Origin of the sequence: Mucilaginibacter sp. (assembly GCF_028288185.1) — a bacterium.
Lineage (GTDB): Bacteria > Bacteroidota > Bacteroidia > Sphingobacteriales > Sphingobacteriaceae > Mucilaginibacter.
The window spans coordinates 56,911-81,082 of the sequence record NZ_JAQBOF010000007.1 but is presented as its reverse complement, the minus strand read 5'-3'; the positions used below and the strand labels follow the sequence as shown (position 1 = coordinate 81,082).

19 protein-coding genes are annotated in these 24,172 nt (G+C 41.3%); 2 read left to right on the top strand and 17 right to left on the bottom strand.

All coding sequences use genetic code 11. From position 1 onward, the window contains the following. Positions 1-85: 85 nt before the first annotated feature. The 3 genes from JWQ34_RS02540 to dapF form a co-directional block, all read right to left on the bottom strand. Entirely contained in the window at positions 86-997 is a 912-nt protein-coding gene (locus JWQ34_RS02540; protein WP_299353439.1) for a TIGR01777 family oxidoreductase, read from the bottom strand. 128 nt (positions 998-1,125) lie between these two features. Further along, positions 1,126-4,017, bottom strand: coding sequence for a DEAD/DEAH box helicase (locus JWQ34_RS02535; RefSeq protein ID WP_299353436.1), 2,892 nt, complete (start codon positions 4,015-4,017; stop codon positions 1,126-1,128). A gap of 411 nt (positions 4,018-4,428) precedes the next feature. Beyond that, positions 4,429-5,214, bottom strand: a complete 786-nt coding sequence (gene dapF / locus JWQ34_RS02530) for a diaminopimelate epimerase (protein ID WP_299353433.1) — start codon at positions 5,212-5,214, stop codon at positions 4,429-4,431. Between the two features lie 284 nt (positions 5,215-5,498). Here dapF and JWQ34_RS02525 point away from each other — a divergent pair, with 284 nt between their 5' ends. Continuing rightward, the gene (locus JWQ34_RS02525) at positions 5,499-7,049 is read left to right on the top strand and encodes a Do family serine endopeptidase (protein ID WP_299353430.1); all 1,551 of its coding nucleotides are present in this window, start codon (positions 5,499-5,501) and stop codon (positions 7,047-7,049) included. Positions 7,050-7,182: 133 nt separating this feature from the next. Here JWQ34_RS02525 and JWQ34_RS02520 read toward each other — a convergent pair whose 3' ends face one another. Further along, positions 7,183-8,091, bottom strand: coding sequence for a hypothetical protein (locus JWQ34_RS02520; protein ID WP_299353427.1), 909 nt, complete (start codon positions 8,089-8,091; stop codon positions 7,183-7,185). 247 nt (positions 8,092-8,338) lie between these two features. Here JWQ34_RS02520 and JWQ34_RS02515 point away from each other — a divergent pair, with 247 nt between their 5' ends. Next, the gene (locus JWQ34_RS02515) at positions 8,339-9,526 is read left to right on the top strand and encodes a class I SAM-dependent rRNA methyltransferase (RefSeq protein WP_299353424.1); all 1,188 of its coding nucleotides are present in this window, start codon (positions 8,339-8,341) and stop codon (positions 9,524-9,526) included. A 147-nt stretch (positions 9,527-9,673) separates the two neighbouring features. On the opposite strand, the gene JWQ34_RS02510 is transcribed toward JWQ34_RS02515, so the two are convergent. From JWQ34_RS02510 to JWQ34_RS02450, 13 genes are all read right to left on the bottom strand, one after another. Next, complete coding sequence (locus tag JWQ34_RS02510) at positions 9,674-11,074, bottom strand: hypothetical protein (RefSeq protein ID WP_299353421.1); 1,401 nt, start codon at positions 11,072-11,074, stop codon at positions 9,674-9,676. Continuing rightward, positions 11,055-11,615: a hypothetical protein gene (locus JWQ34_RS02505; protein ID WP_299353418.1), complete on the bottom strand. Its 561-nt coding sequence runs from the start codon at positions 11,613-11,615 to the stop codon at positions 11,055-11,057. The genes JWQ34_RS02510 and JWQ34_RS02505 overlap by 20 nt, the downstream gene beginning before the upstream one ends. Beyond that, the gene (locus JWQ34_RS02500) at positions 11,612-12,169 is read right to left on the bottom strand and encodes an RNA polymerase sigma factor (RefSeq protein ID WP_299353415.1); all 558 of its coding nucleotides are present in this window, start codon (positions 12,167-12,169) and stop codon (positions 11,612-11,614) included. Before JWQ34_RS02500 ends, JWQ34_RS02505 begins: the two co-directional genes overlap by 4 nt. 341 nt (positions 12,170-12,510) lie before the next feature. Then, positions 12,511-13,068 (bottom strand): ATP-binding protein, encoded by a 558-nt coding sequence (locus JWQ34_RS02495; protein WP_299353412.1) that lies wholly within the window; start codon positions 13,066-13,068, stop codon positions 12,511-12,513. A 74-nt stretch (positions 13,069-13,142) separates the two neighbouring features. Then, positions 13,143-13,748, bottom strand: a complete 606-nt coding sequence (pnuC, locus tag JWQ34_RS02490; protein ID WP_299353410.1) for a nicotinamide riboside transporter PnuC — start codon at positions 13,746-13,748, stop codon at positions 13,143-13,145. Between the two features lie 285 nt (positions 13,749-14,033). Further along, complete coding sequence (locus JWQ34_RS02485) at positions 14,034-15,581, bottom strand: DHA2 family efflux MFS transporter permease subunit (protein ID WP_299353408.1); 1,548 nt, start codon at positions 15,579-15,581, stop codon at positions 14,034-14,036. A 5-nt stretch (positions 15,582-15,586) separates the two neighbouring features. Next, complete coding sequence (locus JWQ34_RS02480; RefSeq protein ID WP_299353405.1) at positions 15,587-16,645, bottom strand: HlyD family secretion protein; 1,059 nt, start codon at positions 16,643-16,645, stop codon at positions 15,587-15,589. Positions 16,646-16,656: 11 nt separating this feature from the next. Next, positions 16,657-18,015: a TolC family protein gene (locus JWQ34_RS02475; protein ID WP_299353402.1), complete on the bottom strand. Its 1,359-nt coding sequence runs from the start codon at positions 18,013-18,015 to the stop codon at positions 16,657-16,659. A 1-nt stretch (position 18,016) separates the two neighbouring features. Further along, positions 18,017-18,646 carry a TetR/AcrR family transcriptional regulator gene (locus tag JWQ34_RS02470; protein ID WP_299353399.1) on the bottom strand — a complete coding sequence of 210 codons (630 nt, stop codon included), beginning with the start codon at positions 18,644-18,646 and terminating at the stop codon, positions 18,017-18,019. A 413-nt stretch (positions 18,647-19,059) separates the two neighbouring features. After that, entirely contained in the window at positions 19,060-19,941 is an 882-nt protein-coding gene (locus JWQ34_RS02465; protein WP_299353396.1) for a cupin-like domain-containing protein, read from the bottom strand. Positions 19,942-20,307: 366 nt separating this feature from the next. Further along, the gene (locus JWQ34_RS02460; protein WP_299353394.1) at positions 20,308-20,850 is read right to left on the bottom strand and encodes a fasciclin domain-containing protein; all 543 of its coding nucleotides are present in this window, start codon (positions 20,848-20,850) and stop codon (positions 20,308-20,310) included. A 155-nt stretch (positions 20,851-21,005) separates the two neighbouring features. Next, the gene (gene hemW, locus JWQ34_RS02455) at positions 21,006-22,127 is read right to left on the bottom strand and encodes a radical SAM family heme chaperone HemW (protein ID WP_299353392.1); all 1,122 of its coding nucleotides are present in this window, start codon (positions 22,125-22,127) and stop codon (positions 21,006-21,008) included. Between the two features lie 54 nt (positions 22,128-22,181). After that, complete coding sequence (locus tag JWQ34_RS02450) at positions 22,182-24,065, bottom strand: glycoside hydrolase family 97 protein (protein ID WP_299353389.1); 1,884 nt, start codon at positions 24,063-24,065, stop codon at positions 22,182-22,184. Between the last annotated feature and the right edge of the window lie 107 nt (positions 24,066-24,172).

The following is a 24,172-nucleotide window of genomic DNA, read 5'->3' as shown; positions in this document are numbered from 1 at the left end:
TCATTGCAGTGAAGCGTGGCAATCGCAAGGAGGCAATGCGGATAACAGTTCGCGATTCTTTGTCGTTCCTCCTCGCAATAACAGATTATTTTTTATAAATCTCTTTCAAGGCCCAGGTTAAAGTAGGATATTTAAACTTAAACCCGGCATCCTCAATTTTTTGTGCCGATACTTTTGTGCCGCCTAAAACTATAGTGCTCATCTCGCCTAGCAACAATTGTAAAGCAAAAGCCGGGACCTTGGGTAGTAATAAGGGCCGGTGCAGCTCTTTAGCAATTGCCTGTGTTAATTGTTTATTGGTAACCGGGTTTGGGGCAACCATGTTGTAAACGCCGGTTAGATCTTCGTTTTCTATTCCGTATAAATACATGTCGATAACATCTTCCTCATGTATCCAGGGTACCCATTGTTTGCCGGTACCCAAAGGCGAACCAATCCCAAATTTTATCGGCGCCGCCAGTTTGGCTAAAGCGCCGCCTTTGGCATCTAACACTACACCAGTGCGAAACTTTAATAGCTGCAGGCCCAGGCTTTCGCCGGCATCAACAGCGTGCTCCCATTGCAGGCATACGCTGGCCAGGAAATCTGTGCCGGGTGCGCTTGTTTCTGTAAGTAGTTCATCGCCTCTGTCGCCATAATATCCACTCCCTGATGCCGAGATGATTTTAGTAACCGTATGCTCCTTTCTTTTTAGCAATTTATAAATAAGGCCAATGGATTTGGTGCGGCTTTCTATGATCTCCTTTTTACGTTTGTCAGTCCAGCGCTCTTCGGCAACTCCGGCACCTGCCAGGTGGATTATGATATCAACTCCATTAATAGCGTGTTCGTCAATTTGGCCTGCATGTACATCCCATAAATAAGTTTGTACCCGGCTATCATTATTATTGAATGTACGGCTTAAATGACTTACTGAATAGCCTTTTGCTAATAAAAGCCGGGTAAGTTTGGTGCCTAATAAACCTGTACCGCCGGTTAATAGAATATGCTTACTCATTTTTAACAGTGAAATTATATGTAAAGTAACAAGAAAGTGGAGCGGGTGTTTGAGCCCTCTCTAAATCTCCCCCCGGTGGGGAGACTTTTTAAAGCCCTCCCTGCCGGGGAGGGTTTGGGAGGGGCTTATTACCCCAATATCTCCTTAATATCATCCGCCGACAGCGACTTAATAAAACTCTCTTCGGTAGTGATTAACGCGCGCGACATGCTGAGCTTGCGCTGTTGCAGGGCTAGTATTTTTTCTTCTACAGTATCTTTAGTGATGAACTTGTAGATAAACACATTTTTGGTTTGCCCTATGCGATGTGTACGGTCAATAGCTTGTTGCTCGACAGCAGGATTCCACCATGGGTCGAGGATGAAAACGTAATCAGCCTCGGTCAAATTAAGACCCACGCCGCCGGCTTTTATGGAGATCAAAAACACCCGCGTACTTTTATCTTCCTGGAATTGCTTAACCACATCGCCACGGTTTTGGGTAGCACCATCAAGATATACGTATGGGATATGCTGCTCATCAAAATGATTACGATAGATAGTTAATTGCTTTACAAATTGAGAGAATATCAGCACCTTATGCCCGCCATCTAATACGGTGTTCAGCGTATGCGTAACGCTCTCAAACTTGCCCGAATCACCCTCGTAATTCTGGTCTATCATGTAAGGGTGATTGGCTATCTGGCGCAATTTGGTCAATCCCTGCAATACCTGTATCTGGGTTTTGGCGAAGGTGCCGTCCTCCAGGCTTTTTAATAGTTCGTTGCGATATTCTGATTTTACCTCTTCGTACACCGATGCCTGCTCCTCGCTCATCTGGCAATAGAATAAGTTCTCGGTTTTTGGCGGCAGCTCGGTTGCTACCTGTTCTTTGGTGCGGCGCAGTACGAATGGTTTTATTAATGCTTGTAGCTTTTTGGCTTTATCCTCGTCTTTTTTCTTTTCGATAGGTGTTACAAACTCATTGAGAAAGTATTGCTGTGTACCCAACAAACCGGGATTGATGAACGACATCTGTGTCCATAAATCATTTACCGAATTTTCAACCGGTGTACCGCTCAATATCAGCTTAAACCTCGATTTTAATTGTTTAACCGACTGGAACGATTTGGACGATGGGTTCTTAATATTCTGGCTTTCATCCAATATCACATAATCAAAAAAGTAGGCTTTAAGCAGTTCAATATCTATGCGGCTAATGCCGTAAGTGGTTATCACTACATCATAATTGGCAAACACCTCCGGCGATTTATAGCGGAAAGTACCGGTATGCACCATCAGTCTTAATTTCGGCGTAAACTTTTTAGCCTCATTTAGCCAGTTATAGATCAGCGAGGTTGGCATAATAACCAGTGATGTGCTTTTGCCGCCTTCGGCTTCAGTATCTTCTTTATGCTTTTGTAGTAAAGCCAGGGTTTGTATGGTTTTACCCAACCCCATATCATCGGCCAAACAGCCGCCAAAATGATAATTCTTTAAAAAGTGAAACCAGTTATAGCCCGCCTGCTGATAAGGCCTTAAACTGCCCGAAAAGTGGGCAGGCATAGCCACTTCGTCCAACTGGTCAAAGTCGGTTAGCTTTTGCAGTTTGCGGCTCATGGTTACTTCGGCCATTTCGCCAGCCAGGTCGTTTACCAAACCTATGTGGTGGCGTCGCAGTTTAAGCTGATTGCCGCCCTCACTAAAGTGCAGCAGGTTGCCATATTGCGAGAACCATTTCTCCGGAATAACCGCTATCTCGCCGGATGGCAGCGTAAATTCTTTTTTATGGTTGAGGATATGATTTTTTAGCTGGATAAACGGAATACGGTACGGCCCGAAATAAACATAGGCGTTAATATCAAACCAATCGTTATCCTCTTTAACCTCCAAATCTATTTTGCTGGTACCAAATACGTAGCGTTTTTGGCCTTCGGGTTGTTCTATCTCAAAGCCCAGGTCGATTAGCTCATCATGATGCTGGTTTAGCCACTCAAATATAGAATGAGCCTGGTTGGTATCATCTTCATTATGCACAACCTCCAGGTTTTGAAATAGAGAAGAAACTGTTTTTAGCCCTAATTCCTCTAGTTGCGCTAGCTTGTTTTTTTCCCAGGTTACCGAGCGTTTAATGCGATGGAACGTATAGTTATCGCCCTGCTTTTCCATGCGCACAGAAATATGTCGGCCATCGCCATAAGAAAAAATATAACCGGCGTATTTAAAATACAATTGTAGCTGCGATGTGCCGCCCTCCACATATATCGGTTTTAGCATGGGCAGCGCATCGTGCTTTTCGGTATCAATGGTAAAGCCCTCGGCATATACATTATGCTTTTCTATCAGCGGAGCAACAAATTTTTCGAAGTAAGATTGCTCCGATGATCTTGGGATAGCGATGTACCGCTTATTTAAAAAAGGCAATAGCTTTTTACCTTCAATCTCTTTATCAAAATGGTAAAGGGTATCGTCCATCAGCATCCAGGCGGGGTAGTTACAAATGATCTCGGCGTTTTTGAACATAAACTCGATACGCATACCCTTGTATTTAATAGTAGGGAAGTAGCGGATCTCTTCCTCGTTCCGGCGGAAATGGAAAAGCACCGAAACCGGTTCATCAGCAATTTGTAGCTTACGTTCGGCTGGGTAGCCCTCCTTGCTCATTTGGTAAACCTGTTTGTCGCCCAGCAAGTTTAACGCATCGGCCATCTTCTTTTCTATTTTTGGGCGGATGGTATCAAAAAGCTGCTCGGTAAATATTTTGGAAAAGAACTCGGACGGACGGATAGGTTTTTTATAAAATTTCTTGATGATGTTACCTTGTTCGATTTCTTCTAAGAGCTTGATAAGCTTTAAATCCGTTTCATCAATACAATGAACAAACTCGGTTGCTGTGTTTGAGAATAACCGCTGGTGGGTTAAAGAAAATTCGCCGTTTGGATTTAGCTGAACTATATGTGGTTCAATAACATAACCTAAATATTCGTGCCGGGCTATGGCATAAATAATCTGGCAAGGTTTTGAACTGTCTACTCTTAACATTAGCTTCTTGAAAAAATTTAAGAGAAGCTACATCAACAAAAAATTCAAACGTACTTAGAATTTGCAGGAAGAAAAAATGTTTTGGGTTAAATAATTATTAACAGTGTGGATAAGGGCTATTAAGTCATTAACCATCGGTAGGTTGGATTTAATAACAGAGCCATCAACTCGAATATTTTGTAGCACCGCGTTTTAACCCGGTGGAAATAACAGAACGTGGAATGAGTACCATAGGTACGATACATTTATATGGGCCGAGCCTATGGCTCTTGACTAATTCGTGATTTAAATTCAACGGGTTGAAACCCGTTGCTACCAACATTGGCCGAGGCTATGCCTCTGAAAAATTTTTAGGAAACAGCATCTTTGTATTTAGTTGCTCTGAATTTGTGCAAGAGCCACCTGCACGATTTATATCTCCACTTCCCCCTCAAAAACCTGCACAGCAGGTCCTTCTAAAAAGATCTTGGTGAAGCTGATGCCATCATAATTAAAGCGGATATTCAAATCGCCGCCTAAAACTTTTATGGGTGTTTCTATGCTGCCGGTTTGGTGGTTGTGTTTGGCCATGGCCAGAGCAACGGCAGTAACACCTGTTCCGCAGGCATAGGTTTCGTCTTCTACGCCACGCTCAAAGGTTCGCACAAAATAACCGTTGGCTTTTGGCTCAACAAAATTTACGTTGATGCCGTTTGCATGATAAGTTTCATTGTTGCGTATGGCGTAGCCTTCAGTATAAACATCTTTGTTAGCCAGGTCATTAGCCAGAGCAACATAATGCGGCGAGCCGGTGTTTAATACATAAGCGTCAGCATCGTTGGTAATAGTATCAACATCTATCATTTGCAGGCTCACCCAATCGTCGGTTTCTGAAATTTTGGCATGATGCGGGCCGTCAACTGCCAAAAAATCCGTCTCGGTGTTGATGATGCCCAGGAATTTGGCAAAGGCCACAATGCAGCGCCCGCCGTTGCCGCACATGCTGCTTGGCTGGCCATCGGCATTGTAATATACCATCTCAAAATCAAAGCCTTCTTTATTCTGTAAAAACATAATACCATCGCCACCGATACCAAAACGGCGATCGCATAAATGAGCAATCAGTTTTACATTGTGATGATTTACAGCATTTTCGCGGTTATCAACCAAAATAAAATCATTGCCTGCACCCTGGTATTTATAGAAATGTAGTTTCACAGTATATTATTAACAAGCCCCACCCAAACCCTCCCCGGTAGGGAGGGCTTTAAAATATAACACTAAAGATAAAACGCTCCCAAAAGTCTCCCCTACCGGGGGAGATTTAGAGGGGGCTTATAGTTTCAAAACGCGGGGCCAAAACAACAAAATAGGTCCTTAGTTTAAATTTAACATTTTTTAACACAAAACCGTATAACTTATGGTTGCATTTACCGTCTATATGGTATTAAATTTGAAATACAAAAATAAGTATAACAAACAGAATTATAAAGATTAATAACATGAAAAGAATTGGTTTAACATTATTAACGGCTTTTGTAGGCGGTGCTATGGCGCTTGGTACTTACAAAGTGATCGAAAAGAAGTATGCTGATAACATGAGTTTTGACGATAAGCAAAATGTTTACTTTGCAAGTAATCATTTATCGTCAGGTATTACATCGTCAGCAGGTGAGGTTGATTTTACGCAGGCTGCAGCCGCGGTTACACCGGCGGTAGTTTATATTAAAACCACTTATTCAAATACTGCACAAAACTCACAGCAAGATCGTTTGCAACAAATGTTTGGCGATATGTTTGGCCAGCGTGGTACGCCGCGCCAAATGGCCCCGCAAATGGCATCAGGATCGGGTGTAATTATATCGCCTGACGGCTATATTGTGACTAACAACCATGTTGTAGCAAAAGCTGATAAGATTGATATCACTACTAATGATCACCGCCACTTTACCGCTAAAGTAATTGGTACAGACCCAAATACCGATCTTGCTTTAATTAAGATAGACGCCACAGACCTGCCTATTGTAAAACTAGGTAACTCTGACGATGCAAAGGTAGGCGAGTGGGTATTAGCAGTTGGTAATCCGTTTAACTTAACATCAACCGTTACAGCAGGTATTGTTAGCGCTAAAGGCCGTGGTATTGGTATTATTGGCCAGGAGGATGATAGCCAGGACGAAAATCCGTTTGGCCCAACCAGCAGACGTTCGCAAGAACCTAAAGTTAAAACAGGTATTGAGTCGTTTATACAAACCGATGCCGCTATTAACCCAGGCAACAGCGGCGGCGCGTTGGTAAACACTAAAGGCGAGCTGATTGGTATTAACTCGGCTATTGCCTCACATACCGGATCATACGAAGGTTATGGCTTTGCTATCCCAATTAATTTGGCTAAAAAAGTATTAAACGATATTAAAAAATATGGCGCTGTAAAACGCGGTTTAATAGGTGTTAGCTTTGTTGATTTGAATGAGGTTGGTTCGAGCCCTGATTTAAAAACCGATAAGACCAATGGTTTATACATTAGAAGCATAGTGCCTGGTGGCGGTGGCGAAGCTGCCGGTTTAAAAGAAGGCGATATTATTACCAAGGTTGAAGGTGTTACCGTTTATGAGTCGTCTGACTTGCAGGAACGTGTGGCCCGTTTACAGCCGGGCGATAAAATTAACCTTACTGTTTCGCGCGGCGGATCAGAGAAAAATTTTACCGTAATGCTTAAAGCTGAAACTCCTGTAGTACGTACGGCGGTTAACAATCGCTCGGCAACAGAGTTATATAACAAAATGGGTGCTAGCTTTATGCCGGTAACACAGGCACAAAAAAACAAATTCCATGTAAACAGCGGAGTTGTAGTAACGCAGGTGCGCGAGGGCGGTATGTTTTCTGATTTAGATATACCTGTAGGTTCAGTAATAACAGAGATTAACAGACAACCTATAAATAGCGTTGCCGATATTGACAAAGCAATAACCAGTATAAGAGATGGACAGCTAATTATAACAGGCCGCGATGTTGACGGCCGTAGCTTTACCAACAGGTTTGTTTTAAATTAATTATAGTGATTATATAGTAAAAAACCCGGCCGCAAGCCGGGTTTTTTTGTGAGATGGATTTTATGGTATGCTCATCGGTTTGGGCCAACCATGTTAAAAATATGTAACCAATAAACGCAGCAGGCTAATCTGTTTACTGTACAGTAGTATAGCTGTAATGCCAAATGTATTGCGAATCATTAATTTCAAAAGGGTAATTATTATCATAATACTTGTAGGTAAAGGCTGACTGAGTACCATTAGTGCTAAGTGTTAAAGGATTGTTAGCACCTGGTGTATTAGTAAACCCTTTTTGAAGCACAGTAAAATCAAGCCCGATGTCTGGTTTGCCGATGTTTGCTAAATCATAGCATTTAAAGTACACCCACAATGGTAACGCTTTTTGAAAATTGGCCTTATCATCAAAAGTGCTTATTTCGGTGATTACTGCATTCTGAATAGGTGCTCCATTTATAAACAGCTGGTAAATTTCTTTGGTATTGTTACCTTTAGCATCGTACTCATAATTGATTTTAACGGTATTTGGTTCATAGATTTCGGTAAGTTGATCTTTGGAGTAAGTAAGGAAAAACTTTTTACAAGATATGCCATGCTGCCTGAAAAACTCAATAGTAGCAATATGACCGTCCGCATAAGTGACCTTTGAGCTCTCAAGCTGTTCGGGAGCGACCGGACCATCATGAATTGGGGAGATGAATGTGTTGGTAAGCTGGTCATTGTTATTATAGTAATAAAAATAAGTACGTACACTTGTTCCGTAATAAAGAGGCACACCACCAGGGCCAGGGATTTTCTGTAGATTATTAGAATTTGAGCTTTGAAGCAACTTGCCAACGTATGTAAAAGCTGTTATGTAATAATATGGATTGGCACCTTGATTAAGGGTGCATTGTTTAATTGTATCAAGCCTAATTGAAGATGATGACAGTAATGAAGTTTTCAAGTCATTAGTTAAAGCTATCGGCTGTATGTTATCTATTTGTTTGTTGCAGGCCGAAATTAGGAGTGCGAAGAGCGCAATCAAAAAGAGATTTTTTTTCATGTTGGTAAATTTATGTTCGCTTTAGTTAACATTGGATTTTTTATAAATGTTTTGAAGTTTACCGGTATAAATGAATTTTAATGAATAGTAACATATAGTTAACTAATCAGATATAACAAGTGGTAGAATTGCCTTTGTTGTAATAAGTACATTGTTTTTAGTTTGCGTGTTGTTAGGGCTTCCTTGTTGTTTCCGGTGCTTTTGATGCCGGTTATTTATTAACCCATGTATTATTACATTTGCACCCATGATTGATATTGTATTAAAAAAGGGTAAAGAAAAAGCTGTGCTTCATCGCCATCCCTGGGTTTTTTCGGGTGCGATAGAGAATGTTAAAGTCAAACCCGCCAATGGTGATATTGTACGCCTTATAAATGCCAAAGGCGATTTTATGGCCTATGGATTTTATAATGATCAGTCGCGTGTGGCTTTGCGTTTATTGGAGTGGGATGAGCAAATTACGGTTGATGAGGATTGGTTCCGTAACAAAGTAGCGGTTGCAGTAGCAGGCCGCAGTGAGCTGTTAAGCACCGGTATTACCAATACCTGCCGTTTAATATTCAGCGAATCGGACTATCTGCCCGGATTAATAGTTGATAAATATGCTGATCATTTAGCGGTACAGGTGCTAACATCAGGCATTGAAAAAATGATGCCGGTTATTATTGACGAGTTAAGGCGCTTGCTTAAACCAACAAGTATTTTTGATAAAAGCGATGCCTCATCAAGACAACACGAAGGCCTGGAAACCGATAACGTAGTGTTGTTTGGTGATAACCCGCCCGAATCTGTAGAAGTAAAAGAGAATAATATCATCTATAACATCAATATTGCCGAAGGCCAAAAGTCAGGCTTTTATTGTGACCAACGCGATAATCGAAAAATAGTAGCATCCCACACAAAAAATAAAAAAGTGTTGGATTGCTTTAGCTATACAGGCGGCTTTACGTTAAATGCATTACATAACGGCGCGGCATCTGTTACCAGTGTAGATAGCTCGGCTTTGGCCATTGAAACTTTAAAGGAGAATATCCTGTTAAATAAACTGGATACTAAAAAGCATACTACTGTACAATCTGACGTAAACAAGCAATTGCGGGTTTTTAGAGAAGAAGGGGAGCTGTTTGATATCATCGTGCTTGATCCGCCAAAATACGCGCCATCGCGCTCGGCGCTGGATAGAGCCTCAAGGGCGTATAAAGATCTAAACAGGTTGGCAATGTTATTATTGAATAATGGTGGCCTCCTGGCTACTTATTCGTGCTCTGGCGCCATGAATATGGAAACATTTAAGCAGGTAATCGCATGGGCGGCCTTAGATGCCGGTAAACAAGTGCAATTTATCTACCAGTTTTGTCAACCCGAAGATCATCCCGTAAGGTCATCTTTCCCCGAGGGAGAGTATTTGAAGGGGTTGTTGTGCAGGGTGTTTTAGAGAGAGTCAAGAGGCAAAAATCAAGAGATAAGATAATATTGTTGTTGGAGTAAGAGCATTACTATAAAAAAGAGCCAAGGACCTGAGAGTGATTACACTCTTGATTCTTGGCTCTTGATTCTTGGCTCTTGCCTTTAATCTCTAATACTAATTAAACTTAACAGAACTATAATTTGATTTTACGGTAATAACTTTATCATTATTGCCTTTACCTACGTGGCCTTTATAATTTTTTGTTGAGGTATAGCCTCTTGTATTATCAGGTGTTTTGCTGGTAACGCTTGTGGCGTTACCGTACAAGAAATCGCCATAATGTACAGTCACATCAAAATCGGCATCATTTAACGACCCTAATTTTATAGGTGCGTATGATGCATTGATAGATAATGATTTAATGTTTTTACCTACATCGCCAATTTCTAAACCATTGCCATAATGTACGGTGAACGTACCTGATGTGCTTAGTTTGCCAATTTTTGCAGGACTATAGCTTAAAGTAGCATTCAGGTTATCTGCCGACTCTAAATCAAGGCTGCCGTATGATACATTTAAATCGCTATTGGTAAGGCTGCCAATGCTGGCGTTTCCGTATTTCACTACTATCACATTGTCGGCATTGGTTAATGCTTTAGCTACCAGGCCACCGTACGAGTTAGTGATATTTAATTTACCAGACATATCAGGCAGAGTAATGCCGCCATACCTGTTGGTAATGGTTAATGCACTCTTAGCAGGCATATATACGGTATAATTAATAATTACTTTGCGAATTTTAGTTAGCTTACCGTTCTGCGACATGCTTCCCCACCATGAATTTTCTGAGCGTTCAATAGCAGTTGTAAAATTTACAACATTACTTTCTTTATTGCTGGTGATAGTAGTTTGGTCAAGTAGTTTTTGCGCGTCAGCATCTTCGTTAGCGTAGGCTTTAATATCTACATCAACTTTAACCTCGTTTTTGTTCCAGGTGTTTACTACAATTTTTCCATAACGGTTATCAATCTGTAATTTGTCGTTAGCATCAACCGGGTAGCTTTTGGTAAAGGTTTTGCTTTTTTCTTTTACATCGCCGCTGGCTACTTGTTTAGCCAGGTTAACGTCCGAATCAAAATTGAAATGCATATTGTTTGAGAAACTCCTGGCAAAGTTCCTGTTAAATGTCGAGTCGAACCTAATACCTACTGTTTTACGTAGAGTGGCCATTCGCTCCTGCATAGCTGCGCCATTTTTTTTGCTTTCCTCACGGCTAAGCTCGGCCATTTCTTTGTTTAGGGCGCGAGATTGTTCTTGCAGTTTGCGCATTTTGTTGCGGTAAACCGTGTCTTGCGATCCGTAGATCAAAACATTAGGTGCGGTAGCATAAGCTGCCCCCGGTGCTACAACATAAACATGTGGTTCGTGATTTTGTCCGCTATAAACGTTAGTCTCCGGGGCTGCCGGTATAGCCGGAATGGCTGGTGTTGCCGGTACCGGTGCAACAGTTTGCGCATTGGCAAAAGTGCAGGCCACCAGGCTTAATAGTGCGATACTATATATTTTTAATTTCATTATTTCGTTGATTTTTAAATTCATTAAATTGTTCAATTACATTAAGTTGTTGATTAAGTACCTCTGTTTGCACCTGCAAGTTCCGGATCATTGCACGTAAAACAGCTTCCTGATTAGGGCTGGTAATTAAGTCTTTATTTAATTTTCTATAGGTCGAATCCATTTTAGCAATCTCGGCCGTAAACTCATTATAAAGTTGGGGGTCCGTTTTTGCAATGCTTTTTATCTCGGTACGTTTGCTGGCTATTAATGATGCATACTGCACTTGTTGTTTAGCATACTCGGGGTTAATAGCGGCCAGGTTAACTTGTGTAGATCTTTGGTTATGCAGGTAGGTGAAAAAACTTATCCCCATTACTGCAATTACTATAGCGGCAACCCGCAGTACAAACCCTAACGAAAATGTTTTAGCCTCATGCTTTTGTGCTGCAAATTGTTGTGGTAATTCTGTTTCTATCCTGCTCCACAAATTTGCCCGTGGTTCCAGGTCATCAAATTCTTCCCTGTTATTCTTTATAAAATCCTCTAATCGCTTACTCATTGTGTTATCCCTTTCCTGTTTAAAATCTCGCTCAGCTTTCTTTTAGCCCTTAAAAATTGTGTTCTTGATGTGTTTTCTGTAATGTTTAATATTTGCCCTATTTCTTCATGATCATAACCTTCAATAAGGTATAATGATATTACCTGTTTGTAACCCTCGGGCAGCTCGTTCATGGCCTGTTTTACCTGGGTTACTTTATATTGAATTTCTTCGTCATCATCCTGCTCCTCGTCAATTATGTTATCTACATCCTCGCCTAACTCAACCAGCTCTACTTTTCGCTTTCTCAATAAATTAATGGAGCGGCTTACTACTATTTGTTTAAGCCATAAACCAAAAGTGGTTTCCTGCCTGAAATCTGGTAGGCGTTTAAATGCATCTAAAAAAGCTTCCTGTAAAACATCCTCGGCCTCGGCAACGTTACCCACAATCCTAAAGGCGATGTTCAACATCGCTTTAGAATATAATTTGTACAACTCATAGCAGGCTTTCTTACTGCCCTGCTTACATTCAACTACTAAGTTGTAATGTTTGTCTATGAATAAGGTCTCCAAGTTTTACAGCTTTCGGGTTATATGACAACGACTTTTTTTGAATGTTGCATCAAAGTGAAATAATTATGAAAATAATATGAATTTAAGTATAATTGAATCTTTAAGTGTGGGTTATCTATATCTAAAGATAAGTAAAAGATTATTTGGGGATAAGAAGTAAAGAGGCCATTATATTATAATTAGGGCGTTGCCTGCGGCCCGTGCTGTTCGCTCATACTACACAAGGCCTTATTCACAGGCCGGTATCCGCTTCGATCACTAACGCGGATTGTCTGAACCTCGATTACCTGATTATAGGATTAATGGGATTTTGATTTAATTTAATAAACCTGCCCACTGCACTAAACACTGCCCACTAAAAAATTATCAATCGCCACAACCGCGCTATCATACCTATCCTGCCCTGTACCGCTAATAACCACATAATTGGCATTTAAAGCATTTAGCTCTTTATACCATACATTCATAAAATGTTCGCGCATGTGGGGGAAATCGCGCAGGGGGTCATCCTGCCAGGGCAGGTCAATGTTTAAAAGCAGGTACAAGTCGTAATGATGATTGGGTAATTCGTCCAGCACTTCCTGGGGGGCTTTGCCAAATATCTCATCACTCCAGATCTTTACGGTGATAAAAGTAGTATCGCAAATTAATATCCCGTTGGCTTTAGGCAGTAGTTCCTTTTCAAGAGCTATTTGCCCGTGAAACATATTGATCTCATCTTGCCAGGTGGGGGTATCGGTTAGTTTTTCGCAATAGCCGCGGGCGTATTCGGGTACCCAAACGGTATGGTAATATTCGGCCAAATAAATAGACATGGTTGATTTTCCCGTTGATTCGGGACCTACAATGGCGATCTTTCTTATTTCGGATGTCGAATGTTCGATTTCGGATTTTGGCATTTAATAATTACAAATAAATCATTGCTAATTTACAATTTAAATAAATCCGAAATCGAACATACGAAATCCGATACCTAAGCTACCTGCTTTTTCCAGTCCCTTTTCCAATCAATATACCCCATTAAAGCTATACCTACATATATGGCATACATTGCAGCGGTAAGGTGCAGGCCTTTAAATATATAAACACCTACATAAATTATATCAACAAAAATCCATATCAGCCAGTTCTCTAATACTTTTCTGGCCAGGAATATTTGTGCTACCAGGCTACACGCCGTACAAAAACTATCCACAAAAGGAAAGGATGCCGATGTATGATTTAATAAAAAAGTCCCCAGCAAAAATGTAAAAATTATAATAGCGATGATAGATAACATTACCTCTGTTTTTTTAATGCGCATTACAGGTGTTTTTTCTTCGGATGCAGGTTTTTTGCTCCAATAATACCAGCCGTAAATATTCATTATTAAAAAATAAACCTGCAGCCCCATATCGGCAAAGAGGTGGCTATCGAAAAAAATAAAGATGTAAATAACCACGCTGATGATGGCGAAGGGCCAGTTCCAGATAATGTTTTTGGCAGCAAGATATACACACAATAATCCGGTTATAACGCCGATAACTTCTAACAATGATTGTTGTTGCCACCAGGTTTGCAGCGCGTGTATAATTCCCATTGCTCAAATATAAAAAAACAGCCCTGATATTGTCGGGACTGTTAGGTGATTTGTAATTTGAAGAGAATTATCCCCCAAATTTTTAACAAAATGAAAATAATTTCATTTAAGGTAATAAAAATAGGATTTGTTAATTAAAAACTTTTAATTTTATGCCTAAGATTTAAACAAGTCCTGCGAGGATACTTTTTTTGTGAGGAAAGCGGCTATCGAGGACACAATACCCAAATTGTTAATTTTTTTTGTAAAAAGCCGTTCCTTTCATAGGGGAACGGCTTTTATTATTTAGTGCACATCTGTTGGCACTTTAACATTCTTTTTAAACGGTTGTAAGTACAGCAACGGTATAGAGAATAGCATCACCAGGCCCGATAGATAATAAGCATCATCATAAGTCAATAATAACGATTGCTTGGTTACAGCACCCTCAATTGCCGAGTAAGCCATGTGCAGCGCGTCAGACGCGGATCTGCCTTTGGCAATAAAACTCTGTTCTATCATGTGTAGTCTTTCGGTAAACGCGTTATTATACGGGTTGATATTGCTTAACAGGTTGCTTCTATGGAAACCCGTCCGTATATGGATGATGGTAGTTAACACGGCAATACCAAAAGAGCCGCCTAACTGTCGCATCATATTATTTAAACCGGTACCCTGGCCAAGTTCAGGCCCTTTCAAATCGGCAATAGCTAATGTAGTTAATGGTACAAATAACAGCGCCATACCAACACCTCTTATCAGTAAAGGCACCAATACGTCCTTTTGCCCGGTGCCGAGGGTTGAGTTACTTAGCATCGTTGTAAACACAAAGAACAAAAACATACCTGCAGTTGCCATAAATTGCGCCGGGATACCCTTATTAAGCATCTTGCCTATAAAGGGCATCATAACAATAGTACATAAACCTCCGGGGAATAACAGTTCGCCCGTTTGCTGAGCCGAAAAGCCCAACAGGTTCTGGCAAAATACCGGGAACACAAACACAGTGCCGTATAAACCAAACCCTAATACAAACGAAGTAAACATACCCACCGCGAAACTTCGATGCCGGAGTATGCCAAAGTTAACTATAGGGTGCTCTATACTCATTTCGCGCCATATAAACAGGATAACTCCTAGTACAGCCGTAACGGTTAATACCAGTATGTATGTCCTGGCAAACCAATCTTCCGATTCACCTTTTTCTAATATAGTTTGTAAACTGCCCACAGCTATGGCTAGTAGTGCAATGCCCCACCAGTCCACGGGTCGCCCTTTGGCTTCCTTGGGTGTTTCGTTAATAAAGGTGTAGGCACAAAATGCTGCCAGCGCACCTACGGGGATGTTTACATAAAATATCCAGCGCCATGAGAAGTGATCGGTAATATAACCACCTATGGTTGGACCCAGTGTAGGGCCCACAACCGCGCCTAAACCAAACAGGGCAGTAGCTGTACCTATTTGCTCGCGCGGCCAGGTTTCAACCAGTATAGCCTGCGATGTTGATATTAAACCACCACCCGCTATACCCTGTAGTATCCTGAATATTACCAACTCATCTAAACTGGTGGCATTACCGCATAAAAACGAGGCAATGGTAAATACGATAATTGATGTTATAAAGTATTGTTTACGTCCAAAGCGACTGCCTAACCATCCCGACATGGGGAGTATGATTACGTTAGCCACCGCGTAACCGGTAACCACCCAGGCAACATCCTCAAGGGTGGCACCCAGATTGCCCTGGATAACCGGTAAGGATACGTTTACTATCGTGGTATCAATTAGCTCCAAAAGCGAAGCCACGATAACCGTAATAGTAATGATCCATTTTTTAAAGCCAGTTTCAGCCATTATAATTAGTCTTTAGTAATAACAGATACGTTCACGCTCATACCCGGGCGCAGTTTATCCAAAACATCTTTTGACGCGTTTAATTTTATTTTAACAGGGATACGTTGTACCACTTTTACATAGTTACCGGTTGCGTTATCCGGAGGTAATAAAGAGAACTTAGCGCCCGTAGCGGGAGCGAAGTTGTAAACTGTTCCCTCAATTTTAAGATCAGGGTAAGCATCGGTTTCAATATTAACCTTTAAGCCGTTGTGTATTTTTTCTAACTGGGTTTCTTTAAAGTTGGCGGTAATAAACAAGCTGTTATCATTCACTATGGAGAATAGTGTTTGACCTGCTTGTACCAACTGCCCCAATTGCACATTCTTTTTTGACGCGATACCACTTGCAGGAGCTTTAACATTTGTATAGCTTAATTGTAATTTGGCATAATCAACATCAACCTGTTTCTGGCTAACACCGGTATTGGTAACCTTTAACTCATTACGTGTAGTACCAATTTGTTGTACAGCTGCTTTGTATTGATCTTGCGCGGCGTTTAAGTTTGCTTGTGCAACTTCCAGATCAGATTTTGCCTGGTCAAACTGTTGCTGGGTTATTGAGCCATCTTTTATCAGGTTTGCAAAACGTTGGTAGTCTTTATTCACCTTATCTAAACGGGCCTGGGCAGATACCACACCTGCCTTAGCAACTGCCGAGTTTGAAGCAGTAGTAAAGATCTGTGATTGGCCAACATTAACGCCGGCGCTTGCGCCAACTTGCGCGGCTTGTGCCTGCTCTAATTTTACCTTGTAATCTCGCGGATCAATTTTTACCAGTACCTGGTCTTTGTTAACGTGTATGTTTTCTTCAAAGAAAATGCTGTCAACATATCCGCCAACGCGTGCAACAACCGGGCTTATATCGCCATCAACTTGTGCATCGTCTGTATCAACGTGTTTACCGTAGTATATATATTCTTTTATTCCGAAAAAAGCGCCACCTAAAAGTACAAGCCCTAAAATTATAGGTAATACTCTGTTCGGTTTTTTGGGTGTGTTTTCGTTAGTGTCTTGCTTTGCCATTTTGTGTTGTATTATTTGTTAAGTTTTCCGGTTGATTTTAATAATGTATAATAAGCCAGTCCTGCATCAGCTTTAGCTAATTCTAAGTTTATTTGCGCCTGGTATAGTAATGTTTCTGCATCTGCCTTATCTGTTGCCGACGCGATGTTGCTTTTGTATTTTGATGCTAGTATGTTGTTATTTTCGCCGGCTTGCTCTATAGATGTTTGTAAAAGCTTGATCTTGTTTAAAGCCGTCAGGTAATTCTGATAGTTTTGGTTGATCTCGTTTTTGATATTATCTAAAGTGATGTTTTTGTTAATAGCTACTTCATCGCGTTGTATCCTTGCCTCGGCCAATTTGTTTTTATTGGTCCATAAAGCGCCAAAGTTCCAGGCTGCGGTTACACCTACAGTTATAGGAGTAACAAAATTGCCTGACCTTGGCAGCGGGTTGCCGCTGGCATCCAAATAATAAGCACCTGCCGATGCTGCTACAGTTGGCGTAGTATTGGCGTTAATGGTTTTAATATTTGTTTCGGCATACTTATTACGCAGGTCAAGCTGTTTAAGCTCCTGGCGATAACTCACCGCGGTATCAATATAATTACTAAGCGCGCTTAAATTTTGGTTTGCTTCATTGATCTGTGCGATGCTTAACCTGGTAGTTTCAGGCAAGCCTAAAAGAATGTCCAGGTTATAGTTAATTATTTTGCGATTACTTTCCAGGTCGATGCCGGTTAACTCAACATTAGCGCGTTGTAACTGGAAACGTAAAACATCATTTTTGGTAACTAATCCCTGGTCAAAAAAACGTTGCGACTGGTGTATCTGCGCGTCAATGGTTTCCAAATTCTGGTCTACCACTTTTTTGCTTTGCAGTACTTTATACAGGTTATAGTACTCGCTTATGATCTCGTAAGTGATCTGATCCTTGTCTTTCTCAGCATCTAACCTTGATATGCTGGTTAATATCTGGGTAGACTCCTGCGCATACTTGTATTTACCGCCTGCAAAAATGGTTTCGCTTAATGATGCTATGCCTAAGTAAGCGTTAGCATTTTTAGGCAGGTGGATATTGCTGCTGCCAAAAGCTAAAGTGTTGTAAGGTATCTCGGCACGGTTATAAGCAAAGCTTACGTTCCCGCTTGGTAACGCCTTATCCTTAGTTTGGTTATATTGTGATATCGCCTGGTCAATTTTTGACTGCGATAGCCTTAACACCTTGCTGTTATCCAGCCCTAGTTTAACGGCTTCGGTTAAGGTGATGGTTCTATCCTGGGCCGAAGCTTTTTTAGATACCAATGACATCAATAATAACGCGAGCGCAATAGCTAAAACAGGTATTTTGTAAAGGTGTAGTTTGTGTGAGGTGTTCAAATGTATATTCATGTTAGTTCAGTAAGTATGCTTTTAATAGGTTCTTCATAAAGCTTTTTATCTGCGGCTTTAACTTAGTCTCAATCATTTTATCATTCAGTATATTATAACCTAGTAGGCGTGATGACATTAAGGGTGTATTAATAATATAATTTTTGGTGCCATAAAGGGTGGCTATCACCATAGGTATGTCTATGTCTTTTTTAAACTCGCCTTTGGCAATTCCCTCGTTCAATATTTTATCCAGCTCGGTCACGTTCTTTAGCAATAAATCGCGCAATTTGTTAGACAGGTCATTGTTTCTGTTCATCCCTATTTCCTGGTATAATAGTTTTTGGAAACAGTTATTGTTAACAATTTTCTCGCCATACATTTCAATATATTGCTCCATCTTTTCCCAGGCGTTCATGCTCTCGTCATTACCCAGGTTTTGTAAAATATTTTGGAACGATGATATCTTGCGTTCAAATATTTCCAGGAACAGACCCTCTTTCGAGCCAAAGTAATAGTTAAGCATAGCCATATTAACACCGGCCTCACCTGAAATTAATCGGGTAGATGCGCCGTCAAAACCTTTTTCTGAAAACACGCGCTCGGCAACGTCCAGAATATAGTCTCTTTTGTCTATTTTATCTTTATCCATATCTTTTAATAGCACAAAGTTAATCAAACGATTGATTAAAATAAAATTATTTTTATGTTAATTCTATAAGTTGTTGATTTACAGATGTATAAAATTAATCAATCGATTAACAAGCTATAATAAATACAGTTTTTTTGGATAATTGTTTTAATAACGATTGGGGAAGGGGATTTTGGACAGGGGAGAGGTACTTATCGCTTGGTGACGCTCAATTGCCGCTAAGGCTGTTACTTTTGGCTTGATCCAAAAGTAACCAAAAGATCAAGTCAGGCCGATCGTTGCCACCCACAAGGCCAAACTCCCGGCCGCGCGCCCTGACAAGCAAAAAGTAAAGGGCCCTAGCGGCCTAGAGCGCTACGACGCGTTTAAGTGGCATCATTGCGATAGTTTTGTCCCTGCAATTTTAAAAAACATTAACGAGGTTCCCCCTCCGCTAACGCTTTATCCGCTCTCTTAACCGCTAACTTCTCTTTCCAATCCATATAACGGCTTTTAAAATTACGTTTCATGATATCGTCAAACTTGCGTTGTATCGTAAGGTTGTACAGGCTTTTGGCTTTAATGGCCCACGAGGTATCCCATGCGCGCAGTGATATGGAGAACGACCCGTCCAGGTATTTCATCCAATGCCAGTAGCCGGTAGGCATAAATAGGGTATCGCCATGCTCTAGTATAATCTCCTGGCCCTCAACGCCGTTTAGCGCGGGATATTTAATGTAGTCAGGATTTTCAATATCATAATCTTCTAAGGCATAAGTAGCAAACGGGATTTGGTAAAGGCGTTCGCTCCATTTATTATCAAACAAAATAACACGCTTGCGCCCGTTAAAATGGGTATGGAAAATGTGAGCCAGGTCAATATCAAAATGCAGGAAGGTAATTGATCCGGCACCGCCGAAAAACATATTAGGATATTTATCCAAAAAGCCACCCATCAGGCCGGTAGGCGGCCGGTAATCGTCCAGCAACTTTGGCGCATGCTTTATCGGGTCGAACAAAAATATACGCAGGTCGGTAGGTTCTTTTTGTATCAGGTCTATGTAGTCGCCAAACTTCATTTCGGCAGCCGATGCGTTGATGGCTTTCGACGGGTCGGCTTTAGCGCTATCGTAAAGCGGCACAATTTGGTCGCCAACGGTTTCTTTTAAATACTCGAAGGTCCACTTTTTTAGCGCAGGCCAGCTTTGGGTAGCATCGCGAATAACCAGCGGCTTGCGCGGCTTTAAGTAATTGTTTATAAAATCGTCTTTGTTAATGTTGTCAACCCTGTCAAGAGGGGTTAAAATAATACCCATTTTCCCTAATAATTAACGCGCAAAAACTAATTAATACCATAAATACGGCAGTGGGCCTTATTTGTTTTTGATATTTTGTTGAGGATCTGTCAGTTTGTAGTTTTAAAAGCAAGGGCCATGTGCGATTCCTTCCCTTGAGAGGGGGGAGGAAGGGGTTAATTATTGCAAATTTGCGAAACCCCTCCCTGCCACCTCACAACCAACACACCCCTCCCAGGGGAGGGAATTTTAAAAGAATAACAAAAAACCCGGTGCATTTGCAACCGGGCTTTCCATTTATAGGTAGATATAAGTAATTTATGGCTGCGGTTTCCAGTTCTGCCAACGAACTCCAGCAAACTGCTTACCGCTAAAGCCATAAATTATCTATTTAGGCATTAATACCGTATTTATTACATGTATTACGCCATTACTTTGGTTAACATCGGCAATGGTGATCCATGATTTGCCGCCTTTTTCATCAACCAGGTATAATTTTTTGCCTTGGACTTTTACCCATAGTTTACCACCTTGTACAGTAGTTAATTCGGCTTTGCCGGCTTTAACTTTTGCCCATAGGTCGGCGGCACTTAATTTGCCGGCCACAACATGATACGTTAGTATTTTTGTAAGGGTTGCCTTGTTCTCTGGTTTCACCAAAGTTTCTACCGTGCCTTTAGGCAATTTGTCAAACGCTTCGTTAGTTGGCGCAAACACAGTAAATGGGCCAGCCGACTCTAATGTTTCTACCAAACCTGCGGCTTTAACAGCAGCAACTAAAGTGGTATGATCTTTTGAGTTTACAGCATTCTCTACTATATTTTTTGTAGGATACATTGCCGCGCCTCCAACCATTTTGGTTTGAGCATAAGTGTTTGGCGCAGTCGCGATAGCTACTAAAGCAAACGCCGAGATAATTAGTTTTTTCATGGTTTTTTTAAAGCTATTTGTTGGAAGATACGGCGGGTTTTAAAGGACGGTTTTTAAAATCGCATAGCTATCAGTTGTTGTTTTTTTTAAACCGAAACTAAATTATCTGCGTAAGTACGTGCCCCTGAAAAATGAGCTATTTAAGTATAAATAGCTTAAAAAAACAGCTCGCCAGCTATATGATCGGCGTATAATTTACCGGTTTGGGTAAGGTAAATTTTATTGTCTTTTTTCATGATCCACTCCTTTTCTAAAAAAGGCTGGGCTTCGCTCATCAGTACATTGGATGATGTCGCGGCAATAGCGTTTAACTTATCCAGATCAAGGCCCCAAATGGTACGTAACGAGGTCATGATATACTCGTTCAGGCGGTTGTTTTCGGTCAGTTGTTCCGTTTCGGCAGGCAGGGTACTAGTTTGTATAGATTGAATATATTTTGCGTTATTGGCAATATTCCACTGCCGGGCCTGGCCGTTATAAGAGTGTGCCGATGGGCCTATCCCCAGGTACTTTACTCCATGCCAGTAATTAGAATTATGCCTGCTGTACTGTCCCGGTTTGCAAAAGTTGGATATTTCGTAATGCTCAAAGCCTTTTTCTGCCATTGCGGCCATCAGCAGGTTAAACTGTTCGGCGCTTTGCTGCTCGTTCATAGCAGGTTGTTTTTTATTGCGGATGAAAGATGCCAGCGCGGTTTGCGGCTCCACCGTCATAGAATAAGCCGATATGTGCGGTACATCCAGCTCAAAAACTTTATGAAGGTTATGCTTCCATTTTTGTTCAGTAAGCAAGGGGTAGCCATAGATCAGGTCGACAGTTATGTTTTCAAACCCGCTATCCTGCGCCCGTTTAACCGATGCCTCTGCCTCATTGGCGCGATGCACACGGTTCATCCATTGCAGGTCGTCATCAAAAAAAGATTGTATACCTATACTGAAACGGTTAACCGGCGTTTGGCGCAATGCTTGTAGCTTAGCTTTGTCCAGATCATCAGGGTTAGCTTCTAAGGTAATCTCGGCATCGGCAGTTACCGTATGCAAGCCGGTAATGGTATCCAGCAATAAATTAATATCGCCGGCTTCTAAAATTGATGGTGTGCCTCCGCCAAAATAAATGGTCTCGATAGTATCATTTAGCAGGTAGTTTTTTTGCAGCTGGATCTCTTTTACCAGCGATTGCAATAGCTCATCCTTATATTTTAGAGATGTGCTGAAATGGAAGTCGCAGTAATGACAGGCTTGTTTGCAAAAAGGAATATGTAGGTAGATACCGGCCATGCCGCAAAGGTAAGCGCAATTATAAATTTCTTATTCTTTTACAGATATTAAATTCTAAAACCGCCCCACAAAACCACCGCCCGGCGCTAACTTTATGGTTAACGTATCCTTACTCGCAAGCGTTTTCTCCTGCCTGTTAACAGCAGTATTGGTAGCCTGGTCATCATATATCAAAGTTGCCTTTGTCGGCTTTTTAAGAAAATCTAAGGGAATCTTTATTTCCCGTTCGGTAGCGCCGTTCATTACACCTATCCACCAGGTATCACCTTTACGGCGGGCATAGGCAACTACCTCGCCCATTTCTGTGGCCGGCAATACTTTTGTCTCGTCCCAAACGGTAGGTATTTGCTGGAACAGATCAAACATTGGGCTTTCCAAATAAAATTTATACTGATCGGCAAAGTGTGTTATAGGAGATAGATATACAATGGCCTGCGCAAACTCATGAGCCCAGGTAAATTTGGTGGATGTTAGTTGCTCCGGATCTAACATCACGGGGGTAATATCAGCAGCACCGGCCATGAACCGGGTAAAAGGCAGGGATACATCCTGCTCAAATGGTTCTACCCGTTTGTACCTGGTCATGTGCCATTCATTACCGCGGACAGCCTCGCGGGTAATATCATTTGGATAAGTGCGGCGCAGGCCGGTTGGCTTAACACTGCCATGAAAGTTTACCATTAATTTTAATTCGGCACAATCCTGCAACGCGCCCATGTACCATTGCATAATATCAGCGGTAGCAGGCGGAACGAAATCTATTTTTATCCCGGTAGCACCTAACGCTTTTATCTTTTCCAGGTAGGCACGTCGTTTTTCGCCTTCGCGCATTTCTTTAGAGTCCACCCAAACAATTGATTTTACGCCAACGCTTTTGCCATAGGCAATCACCTCGGCAAGTAGCGCCCATTGGTCCTTGCCGGGAGCCGTCCAGGTGCGCCAGCCATCGTCAACTAAATAGTATTCCCATTTTAATTTTACTGCCGCGTCATACCAGTTTTTCTGATCCTCATAAACGGGGCTACCCACGCTCCACCATTGCCACATACACCGGCCGGGGTTTACCCAGCTAAAATCCTGATCTTTAGCAGGCGGAGGGCATAAATTCATTAAGAGATCAGAATTTATCAAATAGGTTAAATTACCGGCGATCATTGTTGTTCGCCATGGTGATACGTTTTGACCTTTATATGTCCCGTTTAAAAATGTTGACCGGTTATCAGTCCTGTTTTTAATATCCCAGCCTTTTTTTGCAAAAGGAAAGTTGGCTTTAAATGTTGTACCATGACGCACAAAGGCCATGTCTGAAAAATTTTCACAATCGGCTTCAGCAATTGAAAGGTAATTACCAGCAACTTCAAGGGTTATAGGGCCCATGATCGTGGTATCCTGCGGCACATTTTCCAACGTTGTAACATGGCTCAGCTCCTCATAAGCACTGTTAAACCCAGACCATGCCAACTTGTTTGCTTTTGCCGGCAGGTTCCACGAAGTAGACTCACCGTTTATTTTTTTTGATCCTTCGGGGATGGTATAACGCATAGCAACACCATCATTATAAACACGCACTATTAATTTGAATGAGCGCCCTACTGTTTCAAGTGGGATCTCCGCCTCATTCGCTTGGTTCCTTGCTGTGGCGTGGTTCCCAAGAATAGGGTAGCTTTCATCAATTTTACTTAAAATTGGTTTAGCAGTTATTTTTGCCCCATAACCTAAGTCAATATCATCAACTGTTATACCTAAGGGCGATGGCTCCACTAGTTGTGTATTTTTATTTTGGATAGAATAGGTCAGTCTGCCATCGGGTGCTACAAAAACTATAACAGAAAGCTGCTTATCGGGGCTGATGATCTTGATATCGCCATCAGCAAAAATTTTGTTTACCCCTATGAATAAGCACAGGGCTGTCAGCATAACTTTAAGCAGTTTTTTCATTGTGGTTCTTAAAAGTTTGTAGTTTATATATTGTGGTCGTACTCAAAGATAGTGTATTATAAAATATAGTTAATGGAGCAGCAGGCGGCAATCCGCATTATTTCTAT